Raw genomic sequence first — 12,069 nt, 5'->3', positions numbered from 1 at the left:
GGCGCCACCTGCGGCGAGGCCCTCGTACCCGGCCGGCGCGCGACCGCGTGGGCGGCGTCGAAGAGCTCCGGGACCTGGGGGTGACCTCCACCGCCCGCACCCGCCGGTCCCCCGCGACCGCCGTGCGTACGACCAGACCCTCGCGCTCCGGACCGTCCGCACGCGCACGGTCCCGGCCCCGCTGGTACCCCACCCGACACCCTTGGGGAAAATACCCCTGGGGGTATTGGTGTTAGCCTGGGTCGCGTAATACCCCCTGGGGTAAAGCTTTACAGAAGGAGCCGTGTCGTGTTCTTCGTCGACACCCCCGGGGCATCGGCCCCACTGCGCGGAGAGCGGGGCTCCACCGCCCCGGCCGCGAGCGGTGACCGCATATGACCGCGCTGATCGTGGCGCTGATCGCCGGTGCCGTGGTCGGGCTCGCGCTCGGCGGACTGGGCGGCGGCGGCAGCGTGCTCGCCGTCCCCGCACTGATCTACCTGCTCGGTTTCACCCCGGCCGCGGCCACCACCGCCGCGCTGCTCATCGTCATCGCGACCTCGGTCACCGGGCTGGTCGCCCACGCCCGTGAGGGGCATGTCCGCTGGCGTACCGGCGGGCTCTTCGCGGCTGCCGGGCTGGTCCCGGCGGCGGTCGCGGGGGCCCTGTCGGCCCACATCCCCTCCGGCGTGCTGACCGCGGGCTTCGCCGCGCTCGCGGTGGTCGCCGGGGTCCGGATGATCCGCCCGCGCGCCGGGGCGTCCGCGCCGGACGAGGACGGGGCGCGGCCCGCGTCCACCGCGCGGGTGGCCCGGACCGGAGCGGGACTGGGCACGGTGACCGGCTTCCTCGGGGTGGGCGGCGGGTTCTTGGTGGTACCCGCGCTGGTCACGGTCGTCGCCGTGCCGATGACCTCGGCGGTCGGCACCAGCCTGCTGGTCATCATCGTGAACTCCGCAGCCGCGCTGGCCACCCGGCTCACCACGCCCACCGTGCTGGACTGGGCGACGATCGCCCCGTTCACGGCGGCGGCGGTACTCGGCGCCTGGGACGGCAAACGGCTGGCCGCGAAGGTGTCCACGGCCGCTCTGCAACGGATCTTCGGCGTGGTGCTGCTGGCCGTGGCCGCCTTCATGCTCGTCGACGCGGTGGTGTGAGACACACCGCCCCAGGGGCGCTCATGGGAAGAGGCGGCGGGACGGGACGCGGCAGCGTGAGCCGCGTCCCATCCCACCGCCTCCTCCGCGGCTCAGGCCAGCGAGAGGAAGAGCTTCTCCAGCCGCGCCCGCATCTGGTCGCGGTCAGCGGGCTCCTGACCGCCATCGGCCATGCAGTGCTGAAGCCCCGTCGCGATGATCGCGAATCCGGCCCGGTCCAGCGCCCGGGAGACGGCCGCCATCTGCGTGATCACGTCCTCGCAGTCCCGGCCCTCCTCGACCATCTTGATGATCCCGTTGAGCTGGCCCTGCGCGCGGCGAAGGCGATTGAGGACCGACTTCAGTTCGTCGGCCGCCATGTCGAGTTCCACAAGATCCTCCTCCTCAATACCCCAAGGGGTATTCTAACCTGACCGGGGAAGGAGGGACCGCCTCCCTCCTCTCCCGGTGAACGAAAGGAATCACTGCTCGTGACCAGCACCGTCTCCCTCTCCCCCGCCCAGGCCGCGGCCCGTCTCGCGGAGTTCACCGTGATCGACGTGCGCGCCCCCGGCGAGTACGCCTCGGGGCACGTCCCCGGTGCGCTGAACATCCCGCTCGACCGGCTCACCGAGGCCGTGCCCGCGCTGAAGTCCGCCGCCGCCCGCGGCTCGCTGCTCATGGTGTGCGCCTCCGGCGTCCGCTCCACCCGCGCCTGCGACGTCCTCGCCGCCGCCGACATCGACACCATGACGCTCACCGGCGGCACCTCCGCCTGGGAGGCCGAGGGCCACGCGATCGAGCATCCGGCCGGGGCGCGCACCACCTGGCCGATGGAGCGCCAGGTCCGGCTCGCCGCCGGCTCGCTCGTGGTGGCTGGTCTGCTCGCGGGGCTGCGCTTCCCCGCGGCGCGCTGGGTCTCGGCCGGTGTCGGCTCCGGCCTGGTGTTCTCGGCCGTGTCCAACACCTGTGGCATGGCCGCCGCCCTGTCGAAGCTCCCGTACAACCGGGCGCCGCGCTCGGCCACCGGCTTCGACGACACGCTGCACATCCTGCAGAACCGTCACGCCTGACCCGCCCGCCGACGAGGAGCCGGTCGTGCCGCGAACATCACGGTGCGACCGGCTCCTGGTCTGTCGCGGACCCGCTCAGACCTCGTCGCGGACCAGGGCGAGCAGCCGGTCCAGGACCTTCGGACCGCCCGCCCGCACCCCGTCGTGCTCGTACTCGTTGGTGACCCAGGTGCGCAGGCCCCGGATCGAGGCGGCCGTGCGCAGCGCATGGGCCGTGTCGACGTACATGTCGTCGTGGTAGACCGCCGCCGCGACCGGCACCTCGTTGGCCGCCAGGCGCTCGACGTCGTACAGCGGGGCCCAGTCGGTGCGGGCGGCGAGCAGTTCGGCGGTCTCGCGCAGCGGGCGCAGCGCCGGGTCCACCTCGAAGTGCCAGGGGTGGATGCTCTCCCCGGTGAACAGCACCGGGCCGTCACCCTTGAGCGCCGTGGCGGCGTCGAACTGCGGGAACTCGGTGCGGACCCGCTCGGCGGACCAGGCGGTGGGCCGTGCGTCCTGTCCGTAGATCGCCTCGTGCATCAGCGCGTAGAGCGGATGTCCGGCGAAGGAGGTGGCGGTCCGCACAGCCTCCTGGAAGGTGTCGGAGAGTTCGGTGCCCCGCGGGGTGCGGACGAAGGCGTTCTCCAGCAGGTAGTGCAGCTGGTGGCTGCCGCTGCCGCCGCCCAGCATGATGCCGAGGGACTGGACCGACGCGGCCGTCAGCTGGTGCCCGGCGCTCTCGGCGGGGCGTTCCAGCAGGTGGGCGGCGATCTTCCGGACGCGCTCGACGTCCTGCGGGTAGCGGGCGTAGTGGGCGGCGACCTTGCGCTCGATCCGGGGGTAAGCGGCGCGGTAGACATCGTCGGCGTGGGCGTCGAGCGAGGGCAGCCCGCCGGTGATCAGGACGGCCTTGAGCCCCTCGGGCGCGGCCGACAGGTAGCGGACGGCGCAGAAACCGCCGAAGGACTGGCCGAGGACCGTCCACGGCTCGCCGCCGGTCAGCTGCGGGCGGATCAGCTCGCAGTCGCGCACGATGCTGTCGGACCGGAAGTGGGCGAGGTAGTCGGCCTGCTCGCGCGGGCCGCCGCGCAGCGGCAGGGTCTGACGGTTGGCGGGCGTGGACAGGCCGGTGCCGCGCTGGTCGAGCAGGAGCACCCGGAATTCCCGTACGGCCCGGCCGAGCCAGGCCTCCGCGCCGACGAAGCGCCGGGCGCCGAAGCCGGGGCCGCCCTCCAGGTAGACCAGCCAGGGCAGCTCCTCGCCGGTCCGGCCGCTCGCGACGGCCTCCCTGCCGAAGACTTCGATCTGTTCGCCGCCCGGGTCGCTGTGGTCGAGCGGGACCGTGAAATAGCGGTCGGTGAAGACGATGCCGGGTTGCCGGTAGCTGCTCACAAGGTGCTCCTGAATCAGTTGTTCTCCGGACAGTTCAGCACACGGCCGTGACCCGGACGGTCGCGGCCCGTGTGCGGGGCTCCCCGGTGGCTCCTACCGTGCAGGCATGATCCGGTTCGAGCAGGTCGGCAAGGTGTATCCGGACGGCACGAGCGCGGTCGACGACCTGTCCTTCGAGGTCACCGAGGGGGAGCTGGTCACCCTGGTGGGCCCGTCCGGCTGCGGGAAGACCACCACCATGATGATGGTGAACCGGCTGATCGAGCCGACGTCGGGCCGGATTCTCGTCGACGGTGAGGACATCGCGGGCGTCGATCCCGTGAAGTTGCGCCGCCGGATCGGCTACGTCATCCAGCAGGTGGGACTCTTCCCGCACCGCACCGTCCTCGACAACACCGCGACCGTTCCCTCGCTGGTCGGCTGGAAGCGGGCGCGGGCCCGGGAGCGGGCCGCCGAGCTGCTGGACCTGGTGGGCCTCGATCCGGGGACGTACGGCTCCCGGTATCCCGCGCAGCTCTCCGGCGGGCAGCGCCAGCGGGTGGGGGTGGCACGGGCGCTGGCCGCCGATCCGCCGGTGCTGCTGATGGACGAGCCGTTCGGCGCGGTCGACCCGGTGGTGCGCGAGCGGTTGCAGAACGAGTTCCTGAACCTCCAGTCGAGAGTCCGCAAGACGGTCCTCATGGTCACGCACGACATCGAGGAGGCGGTCCGGATGGGCGACCGGATCGCGGTGTACGGGGCGGGCCGCATCGAGCAGTTCGACACCCCGGGCGCGGTGCTCGGCGCCCCGGCGACTCCGTACGTGGCCCGGTTCGTGGGCACCGACCGGGGGCTGAAGCGGCTCTCGGTCACCGCGATCGAACCGGACGACCTGGAGGAGCCGCCGGTAGCCCGGCTGGACGAGCCCGCCGGTGCCGCGGCGGCCCGTCTGGGGGACGCGGGCGCCCGTTGGGCGGTGGTGCTGAACGGGGTGGGCGAGCTGCACGGCTGGGTGGCGGCCGATGCGCTGAGGATCGCCGGGGAGCACGGCACGGTCGGCGAGCTGGCCCGCCGGATGGACGCCTGGGTACCGGTCGGGGCACCGCTGAAGCGGGCGTTCAGCGAGATGCTCCAGCACGACGCGGGCTGGGTCGCGGTCCTGGACGGGGCCCGTTTCCTCGGCGTGCTCACTCCGGCCCGGCTCCATGAGGCGCTGCGCCGTTCGGTCGACGCGGACGCGCGGGGCGTGGCCCGGGACGAGGTGCGGTTCGACTCGGTCGCGGACGCGTGAGAGCGGTGGAACCGGTCCCGGCCGGGACCGAGCCCGCCGCCGACGCCCATCGCCGTGCCGTCGGCCGCCTGGGCCCGAGTGCCGCCACGGCGTCCGGGCCTCGCCGCGAGGCCCGGCTCCGAGCGGGGCGGTCGGCGGTCGGCGGTCGGCGGTCGGCGGTCGGCGGTCGGCGGTCGGCGGTCGGCGGTCGGCGGTCGGCGGTCGGCGGTCGGCGGTCGGCGGTGAGGAACGCTGACCGGCACGTGCGGGAGGCCCTCCTCCCCGGTCTCACCCGACCGGTTTCCGGGGCCGGTGTGCTCAGCCGTCCGGGACGAGGTTCCTGGAGCGCAGGTAGGTACGCGCCACCTCCTCGGGCAGGCGCCGCCAGCTGTCGACCTGCTCGTTGAGCCGGGCCAGGTCGGCGGTGGTCAGTACGGTGTTGAGGCGGCCCAGTGCCGTACGGACGCCCTCGCCGCCCGCCCGGGACCGGTTGACGACGGGGACGATGCGGTCGGCGTTCTGGAGGTGCCGGTCGTCGGCGAGCAGGACCAGCCCGAAGCCGTCGAGCGTGGCGTCGGTCGTGGTGGTCAGCACCATCTGGTCCTCGCCGTTGCGGACGGCCTGCTTGGCCTGGGTGGTGCCGACGCCCTTGGGGTCCACGGCGGTGATCCGGATGCCGTACGTCTTCTTCAGGCCGGGCGCGCAGTAGGGCCGCTGTACGCATTCGTCGCCGGCCGCCAGGCGTACCGGCAGCCCGGAGCGGCCCAGGTCGGTGAGGGTCCTGAGGTGGTGGCGGGCCGCGTAGCGGGCGGTGACGGCGAAGGCGTTCTGGTCGACGGCGCGCCCGGGGTCGAGGACGGTGAGGCCGCGGGGCCCGGCCAGCGCGCGCAGGGCCTTCATGGTGGCGCCGAGGTCGGGTGAGCCGGCCGGGGCGGCGTCGGGGCCGTTGCTCCTGGCGTTCAGCCAGTCGGCGAAGGTGGCGGCGTACTCCGGTACGACGTCGATCCGGCCGCTCTCCAGCGCCGGTTCGTAGATCTCCCGGTTGGTGACGGAGATGATCTTCGTGGTGTATCCGGCGTGGTTCAGCAGCAGCGCGTACAACTGGGCGAGCAGGTCGCTCTCGGTGAATCCGGCGGAGCCGATGGTCAGGTGTCTGCTGTCGCCCGGCGGTGCGGTGACCTCGCTCCGGTTCTCCAGGGCCGGGCCGGTGGCGCAGGCCGCTGCCCAGAACAGCACCAGCAGCGCGGGGACGCCGCTACGGGCCCTCATCCTGGTCCTCGGTCACCGAACCGGGCGGGGGCGAGCAGCCGGCCCGCCTCGAAGAGCCCTTCCACGACCAGCGCGAAGGCGGCGACAAGCACCGCCCCGGCGACCACCTGGGGGGTGGAGGCGAGATTGAACCCGGCCGTGATGATGCGGCCGAGCCCGCCACCGCCCGCCAGCGCGGCGAGGGTGGCGGTCGCGACGAGCTGGACGGCGGCGATCCGTACGCCGGTGAGGATCAGCGGCAGGGCGAGCGGCAGTTCGACGCCCAGCATCAGCTGTCTGCCCGTCATGCCCATGCCCCGGGCGGCGCGCACCACGTCGCGGTCGACCTCCCGCATGCCGACGTAGGCGTTGGTGAGCAGCGGCGGTACGGCGAAGAGGACCAGCGCGATGATGGTCGGCCAGGCGCCGTGGCCGCCGATCGGGGTGAGGATCAGCAGCACCAGCACGGCGAAGGTGGGCACGGCGCGGCCGATGTTGGAGAGGTTGACGGCGAGTGCGCCACCCCGGCCGAGGTGGCCGAGGAGCACCGCGGTCGGCAGCGCGATGAGGCTGCTGATCAGCAGGCAGACGACCGTGAGGAAGAGGTGCTGGCCCAGGCGGTTGGTGATGCCGTCGTCGCCGGACCAGTGCGTGGCGGTGGTGAGCCAGGACCAGGTGTCGGCGAGGGTCTTCACGACCGCCTCCGGGTCCAGGGGGTCAGCAGCCGCTGCGCGAGCAGGAGCAGCAGGTCGGCGGCGACGGCGATGACGACGCAGAGGACGGAGGCGGTGAGCACCTGGGCCTTGAAGTAGGTGTTCATCCCGGAGTAGATGAGGTTGCCGAGTCCGCCGTAGCCGACGATCGCGCCGACGGTGACCAGGGAGACGGCGGAGACGGTCGCGATCCGCAGCCCTGCCATGGCCGCGGGCAGGGCGAGGGGCAGTTCCACGGTGAGCAGCAGCCGCAGCGGCCCGTAGCCCATGCCGCGTGCGGCCTGCCGGGTCTCCTCGGGCACGGCGCGCAGCCCGGCGAGAAGGTTGCGGACGAGCAGGGTGAGCGAGTACAGCACGAGTCCGGTGACGACGAGCGAGGCGGAGAGTCCGTAGACCGGCAGCAGCAGCGAGAACATGGCGAGCGACGGCACGGTGTAGAGGACGGTCGTCACGCCGAGCACGGGGCCCGCCGCCCAGCGCCACCGCCGGGCCGCGAGGGCGAGCGGCACGGCGATGGCGAGGCCGATGAGCACCGAGACCGCGGTGAGCTCGATGTGCTGCACGACGGCGTCCCGGAGGATCTCGCGACGGCTGGAGAGGTAGGCACCGCAGAGCCACTCGTTGCGCGCGAGGCAGTCGTCCGGGGGCGCGGTCACCTGCTCATTGGAGCCCGCCCGGCCGGGCGGGCGCGCGTCCTGATCGGCTGTCCGGGGCAGGACGTCCGCGGCTCCGGCCCGAGCGGTGCGCCGTGCGGGTGAGGTCAGCCCGGTCGCGGCCCCGGCACGGGCGGGGTCAGTGCGGCTGGTCCGCCGGTTCGAGGACGAAGACCGGGATCTGCCGGTCGGTCTTGCGCTGGTAGTCGGCGTAGTCCGGGAACGCCTCGACCGCGCGCCGCCACCAGAGGTCCTTCTCTTCTCCCGTGACCTCGCGGGCGGTCATGTCCTGGCGTTCCGGGCCGTCCTGGAGCTCGACGCGCGGGTCGGCCACGATGTTGTGGTACCAGAACGGGTGGGTGGGAGCGCCTCCCTGGGAGGCGACGACGGCGTACGTCCCGTCGTGCTCGACGCGCATCAGCGGCGTCTTGCGGATCTTCCCGCTGCGGGCACCGCGGGTGGTGAGGATGATGACGGGCATGTCCCGCATCGTGGTGCCCTCGGTGCCACCGGAGCCCTCGAACAGCTCGACCTGGTCGCGGACCCACTGCTGGGGGCTCGGCTCGTACTCTCCCTGGAGCGGCATGAAGGATGTCCCCTCGTCTCGTCGTCGCGGCACACGGCCGGTGGCGGCAGGCGTGTCCTGCCACACGGAGAACTCTCGCACCCTCGCGCGCAATCGGCGCCCGGTCCGCCCGGTCCGGGTACGCGCCCGGCTCCCGTGAGGGAGACGAATCTGATCATGGTGGGACCAACGGGGCGGAATACCTGAGGCGTCTGGTCTCCCGGCATCAGGTGCGGGCCGGGTACGACGCCCGTAGGGCCGTCGTGTTCCAGGTGTGCGCACCGGCGACCGCCGGGCTCCGGCACAGCGGCCGCTGCCGCCCGAGCGGGTCTGTCCGGTGCCCCGGCCATGACAAGGAACCCGCGGACCGGCGCCCGAGAGGCCCTGACGGCGCTCCGGCAGGGCCCGGTCGCGCTACAGCGGCGGTTCGGCGGCGAGTTCCCGCAGCCAGTACGCGCCTTCCGGGTCACCGGCCCCGCCCAGGTCGTCGGCCGTACCGGGGAAGAGCCGCCCCCAGGCCCCGGCCCGGCCGATCGCTCCGAGCCGCCAGGCCAGGCTCAGCGCGCGCCGCAGTTCGGTCCGGGTGTGTCCGTCGCCTGTCCACTGTTCCAGGTACGCGTCCCGCAGCCGGGGCAGGACCTCGGGGCCGAAGCGTTCGCGGGCCGCGCGGGCGGGGATGAGGAAGCTGTGGAAGGGGTGGCCGATCAGCGCGTCGCCCCAGTCGAAGAAGGTGTAGCGGCCCTGCTCCGGTGCGAACAGCTGGCCGTCGTGGAGATCGCTGTGGTCGAGCGTATCGGCGATGCCCGTCGCCGCCAGCTCCTCGCACCAGCCGGCGAGCCGGGGCCGCAGCGCCCGCAGGGTGTCGCGCTCGCCGGGCTCCAGCGCGGTGTTGTCCCGGACGGCCAGGTCGAAGAGGTCCGGCAGCACGGCGGCGGGGGCGCCGGGCACTCCGAGCGCCGCGATCTCGCCGACGTGCGGGGTGAGTGCGCGCTGCACCGCGGCGTACTGGCGCAGCGGCTCCTCCCAGGCGCGGGGGTCGGCCGCGCTGCCGGTGGCCGTGTCGAGCACGTCCCGGAAGAGTGCTCCCCCGTCCGGGAGCAGTACCCAGCCCCGGGCCGCGTCGACGGCGAGCGGGGCGAGCACCCGCCCCGGCACCCACCCGGCCAGGGCCTCGGTGAGTGCCGCCTCGAAGGCGCTGCCGGGCGCGTTGGCCTTGAACCAGACGGCGCGGCCGTCCTCGACGGAGAGCCGCACCAGCACGGACCACGGGCGCAGCCGCGCCTTCCGGGCCCCGGTCTCCCGCAGCCCGTGAGCGGCCAGGGCCCGCTCCGCCCAGCCGAGGGCGTCCGCCCGCCACTCGTCCCGCTCCCAGGGCGTCCTCGCTTCCGGATATCGTCCCCGGTCCACGGCTGTCGGCACATCGATACGCATCGCGCCATCCCATCACCGCCCGGCCCGGACCTCATCCGGTTTTCCGGCCCCGGAACGGCCCGCGCTATCTGCGTTCCAGCACGCCCCGGACGAAGGCGGCCTGACCGGCGTGCTGGAGGTCGTCCGCGATGACGCTGATCAGCCGTACGCCGAGGGTGACCGGCGGCGACCACGACGCGTCGACGATGTCGCCCAGGGCCCGTCCGTCCAGGTCGCTCACGAAGTCGAGGGTCTGTTCGTGGACCGCGTCGTAGTAGCCGAGGAGCAGGTCGCCCGATTCCACGCGCAGCGCGGCGACGTCCGCGCTGCTCTGTCCGTAGCCGGTGGCCTCCCCCGCGAAGGGCAGGCGGAACCGGCCGACCCAGTCGTCCCGGAACCACACCTGTTCGATCCCCGCGGCGTCGGCGACATGGTCGTCCTGGACCCGGGTGAGGTGCCATACGAGCCAGGCGATCGAGTTCGCCTCGCCGCCGATACGGGCGTGGAGATCGGCGTGGGACAGGCCCTCGACCGCCGAGTGCACGGTCTCCTGGACGCGGTGGAACGCGTCGGTCACAAGGTCAGCGCTCTTCATGCCCTCACCTTGGCCGTCGGCGGGGCGCTCCCGGGCCATCGACACGCCTCGCGCGCGACGACACCCCTTAGGGTGGACGGCATGCCCATCGATGTTCCTGCCGCCTTCGTCGCTTCGTATGGTGTGAACGGCGGTGAGTCCGGCCGCGCATGGCTGTCCGCGCTGCCTGAACTGGGCGCGGAGTTCCTGGACCGCTGGGCCCTGCGGCCGGACGGTCCTCCGGCGCACGGCATGGCCTCGCTGGTGCTGCCGGTGACCCGCGCCGACGGCACGCCCGCCGTGCTCAAGCTCCAGCAGATCACGGAGGACAACGCCGGGGCGGCTGCGGGGCTGCGGGTGTGGAACGGCGACGGGGTGGTACGGCTGCTCGACCACGACGCGGAGAGCGGCACGATGCTGCTCGAACGGCTGGACGCGGCACGGCCGTTGTCGGTGGTGGCCGATGACGTGGCCGCCGTCCAGATCCTCGCCGAGCTGATGGCCCGGCTGGTCGCGGTGGCCGCGCCGCCGGGGTTCCGCACGCTGGCCGAGGTGGCCGGGGCCCTGGTGGACGGGACACCGCGCGCCGTGCCCATGCTGCACGACCGTGCCGAACAACAACTGCTGCGCACCTGCGCGTTGGCGGTGTCCGACCTGCTGCCTGAGCCCGGGGACCGACTGCTGCACTGGGACCTGCATTTCGACAACGTCCTGGCGGGCGAGCGCGAACCCTGGCTCGTCATCGATCCCGAACCCCTGTCCGGCGACCCCGGATTCGAGCTGCTGCCCGCCCTGTCCAACCGCTGGGCCGAGGCGGAGGCGACCGGCGGCGTGACCGGGACCGTGCTCCGCCGCTTCGACCAGCTGACCGAGGTGCTGGGACTGGACCGGCAGCGGGCGACCGGCTGGACGCTGGGCCGCATCCTGCAGAACGCGCTGTGGGACGTCGAGGACGGCAAGAGGGCCCTGGATCCGGCGCAGACCGCCATCGCCGGGGCCCTGTTGAACCGTTAGGACACGGCCCGGGGCCCGTCCGGCCGGGTCCGCGCACCACGCGGACGGGGGGTCAGCCGCGCGGTCCGGGCCAGTCGGCGCAGGGAGTCGACCAGGGCCGCACGGTCGAACGTACTGGTCGTGACGAGCACTTCGTCGGCGCCGGTCCGTTCGATGACCGCGTCGAGCTGCCCGGCGACCTCGTCCTCCGTGCCGTGGAGCTGGCCTCGCAGGCCCCGCTCGTAGAGGTGGCGCTCCTTGTCCGTCATGGGCCGTGCCTCGATCTGCTCGGCGGGGGCCAGCGGCGGGAAGACCCCGTGGGTCCGTGAGTGCGCCAGGGACCATGCTTCCGGGATCAGGATGCGGCGGGCCTGCGAAGTGCTCGCGGCGAGCGCCACGGTGCCCGCCACGATCACGTAGGGCCGCGCCGCCCAGGCGGAGGGCCGGAACTCGCGGCGATAGCGTTCGACGGTGCCGGACAGCTTCTCCCGGTCCCGCAGGTCGCCCGCCACCAGGGGCAGGCCCGCCGCGGCCGCGATGCCCGCGCCCTCTCCGGTCGCGAGCACGAACGGAGGGATGCGCAGCCCCTCGGCGGGCAGGGCATGGACCTGCGGGTGGATCCGCTGGGAGCCGTCCAGCCAGCCGAGGAGTTCGTCGAGCTGCCCGGCGAAGTCGGCGGCGGCCTGCCTGCCGCGGCCGAGCGCCCGGCGGATGCCTTCGGTGAAGCCCACCGAGCGGCCGACGCCGAGGTCGATCCGGCCGGGAAACAGCGACTCCAGTACGCCGAACTGCTCGGCCACCACCAGGGGCTGGTGATTGGGCAGCATCACCCCGCCGGTGCCGACCCGGATGGTGCCGGTCGCGGCCGCGACCGCCGCGGCGAGCACGGTCGGCGCCGACCCGGCGACGCCCGGGACACCGTGGTGCTCGGACACCCAGAAGCGGTGGAACCCGAGCGCCTCGGCCTCCTCGGCCAGGCGCACCGTATCGCGCAGCGCCTCCGGGGTGTCGTGGCCCTCGCGGACGCGGGAGCGGTCGAGCACGGAGAACCGGGTGGATGCGATCAAGGAGCTCACACCGTTGTGCAACGCCCGGGGCGCCCGGA

At 73.5% G+C, this 12,069-nt stretch carries 13 protein-coding genes; 4 read left to right on the top strand and 9 right to left on the bottom strand.

What is annotated here, in order from left to right; translation table 11 throughout:
• The first annotated feature begins 374 nt into the window (after window positions 1–374).
• Window positions 375–1,136, top strand: coding sequence for a sulfite exporter TauE/SafE family protein (locus ACFVWY_RS10575; RefSeq protein ID WP_389869512.1), 762 nt, complete (start codon window positions 375–377; stop codon window positions 1,134–1,136).
• A 92-nt stretch (window positions 1,137–1,228) separates the two neighbouring features.
• Here ACFVWY_RS10575 and ACFVWY_RS10570 read toward each other — a convergent pair whose 3' ends face one another.
• The gene (locus ACFVWY_RS10570) at window positions 1,229–1,507 is read right to left on the bottom strand and encodes a metal-sensitive transcriptional regulator (protein ID WP_389869510.1); all 279 of its coding nucleotides are present in this window, start codon (window positions 1,505–1,507) and stop codon (window positions 1,229–1,231) included.
• Window positions 1,508–1,606: 99 nt separating this feature from the next.
• Here ACFVWY_RS10570 and ACFVWY_RS10565 point away from each other — a divergent pair, with 99 nt between their 5' ends.
• Complete coding sequence (locus tag ACFVWY_RS10565) at window positions 1,607–2,188, top strand: rhodanese-like domain-containing protein (RefSeq protein WP_389869507.1); 582 nt, start codon at window positions 1,607–1,609, stop codon at window positions 2,186–2,188.
• Window positions 2,189–2,263: 75 nt separating this feature from the next.
• Here the strand turns inward: ACFVWY_RS10565 and ACFVWY_RS10560 are convergent, their stop codons facing one another.
• Entirely contained in the window at window positions 2,264–3,559 is a 1,296-nt protein-coding gene (locus tag ACFVWY_RS10560) for an alpha/beta fold hydrolase (protein ID WP_389869504.1), read from the bottom strand.
• A 106-nt stretch (window positions 3,560–3,665) separates the two neighbouring features.
• Between ACFVWY_RS10560 and ACFVWY_RS10555 the strand changes: the two genes are divergently transcribed.
• On the top strand, window positions 3,666–4,829 hold the full coding sequence (locus tag ACFVWY_RS10555; protein WP_389869501.1) for an ABC transporter ATP-binding protein: 1,164 nt from the start codon (window positions 3,666–3,668) through the stop codon (window positions 4,827–4,829).
• A 297-nt stretch (window positions 4,830–5,126) separates the two neighbouring features.
• Here ACFVWY_RS10555 and ACFVWY_RS10550 read toward each other — a convergent pair whose 3' ends face one another.
• The 6 genes from ACFVWY_RS10550 to ACFVWY_RS10525 form a co-directional block, all read right to left on the bottom strand.
• On the bottom strand, window positions 5,127–6,077 hold the full coding sequence (locus ACFVWY_RS10550) for an ABC transporter substrate-binding protein (RefSeq protein WP_389869498.1): 951 nt from the start codon (window positions 6,075–6,077) through the stop codon (window positions 5,127–5,129).
• Window positions 6,074–6,751 (bottom strand): ABC transporter permease, encoded by a 678-nt coding sequence (locus ACFVWY_RS10545; RefSeq protein ID WP_389869496.1) that lies wholly within the window; start codon window positions 6,749–6,751, stop codon window positions 6,074–6,076. The genes ACFVWY_RS10550 and ACFVWY_RS10545 overlap by 4 nt, the downstream gene beginning before the upstream one ends.
• Window positions 6,748–7,425: an ABC transporter permease gene (locus ACFVWY_RS10540; RefSeq protein WP_389869494.1), complete on the bottom strand. Its 678-nt coding sequence runs from the start codon at window positions 7,423–7,425 to the stop codon at window positions 6,748–6,750. The genes ACFVWY_RS10545 and ACFVWY_RS10540 overlap by 4 nt, the downstream gene beginning before the upstream one ends.
• 136 nt (window positions 7,426–7,561) lie before the next feature.
• Window positions 7,562–8,008, bottom strand: coding sequence for a nitroreductase family deazaflavin-dependent oxidoreductase (locus tag ACFVWY_RS10535; RefSeq protein WP_389869492.1), 447 nt, complete (start codon window positions 8,006–8,008; stop codon window positions 7,562–7,564).
• 393 nt (window positions 8,009–8,401) lie between these two features.
• A complete protein-coding gene (locus ACFVWY_RS10530; protein ID WP_389869490.1) occupies window positions 8,402–9,418 on the bottom strand; it encodes an aminoglycoside phosphotransferase family protein in 1,017 nt (338 codons plus the stop codon).
• A gap of 64 nt (window positions 9,419–9,482) precedes the next feature.
• Window positions 9,483–9,992 (bottom strand): DUF664 domain-containing protein, encoded by a 510-nt coding sequence (locus ACFVWY_RS10525; protein ID WP_389869489.1) that lies wholly within the window; start codon window positions 9,990–9,992, stop codon window positions 9,483–9,485.
• Window positions 9,993–10,073: 81 nt separating this feature from the next.
• On the opposite strand from ACFVWY_RS10525, the gene ACFVWY_RS10520 reads away from it, so the two are divergent.
• Complete coding sequence (locus ACFVWY_RS10520) at window positions 10,074–10,985, top strand: aminoglycoside phosphotransferase family protein (protein ID WP_389869486.1); 912 nt, start codon at window positions 10,074–10,076, stop codon at window positions 10,983–10,985.
• Here the strand turns inward: ACFVWY_RS10520 and ACFVWY_RS10515 are convergent.
• Window positions 10,982–12,040, bottom strand: coding sequence for an MsnO8 family LLM class oxidoreductase (locus ACFVWY_RS10515; RefSeq protein WP_389869485.1), 1,059 nt, complete (start codon window positions 12,038–12,040; stop codon window positions 10,982–10,984). The two genes, ACFVWY_RS10520 and ACFVWY_RS10515, sit on opposite strands and share 4 nt — an antisense overlap.
• Window positions 12,041–12,069: the final 29 nt, after the last annotated feature.

It is taken from the genome of Streptomyces sp. NPDC058195 (genome assembly GCF_042883525.1).
Lineage (GTDB): Bacteria > Actinomycetota > Actinomycetes > Streptomycetales > Streptomycetaceae > Streptomyces.
Note: the sequence above shows the minus strand (reverse complement) of the source record. Positions and strands in the feature narration are given on the sequence as shown.

Bases quoted from the DNA above. Each gene is read 5' to 3' on its own strand.
- ACFVWY_RS10555 (WP_389869501.1), top strand. From the start codon at position 3,666: ATGATCCGGTTCGAGCAGGTCGGCAAGGTGTATCCGGACGGCACGAGC.
- ACFVWY_RS10530 (WP_389869490.1), bottom strand. From the start codon at position 9,418: ATGCGTATCGATGTGCCGACAGCCGTGGACCGGGGACGATATCCGGAA.
- ACFVWY_RS10575 (WP_389869512.1), top strand. From the start codon at position 375: ATGACCGCGCTGATCGTGGCGCTGATCGCCGGTGCCGTGGTCGGGCTC.
- ACFVWY_RS10520 (WP_389869486.1), top strand. From the start codon at position 10,074: ATGCCCATCGATGTTCCTGCCGCCTTCGTCGCTTCGTATGGTGTGAAC.
- ACFVWY_RS10525 (WP_389869489.1), bottom strand. From the start codon at position 9,992: ATGAAGAGCGCTGACCTTGTGACCGACGCGTTCCACCGCGTCCAGGAG.
- ACFVWY_RS10535 (WP_389869492.1), bottom strand. From the start codon at position 8,008: ATGCCGCTCCAGGGAGAGTACGAGCCGAGCCCCCAGCAGTGGGTCCGC.
- ACFVWY_RS10550 (WP_389869498.1), bottom strand. From the start codon at position 6,077: ATGAGGGCCCGTAGCGGCGTCCCCGCGCTGCTGGTGCTGTTCTGGGCA.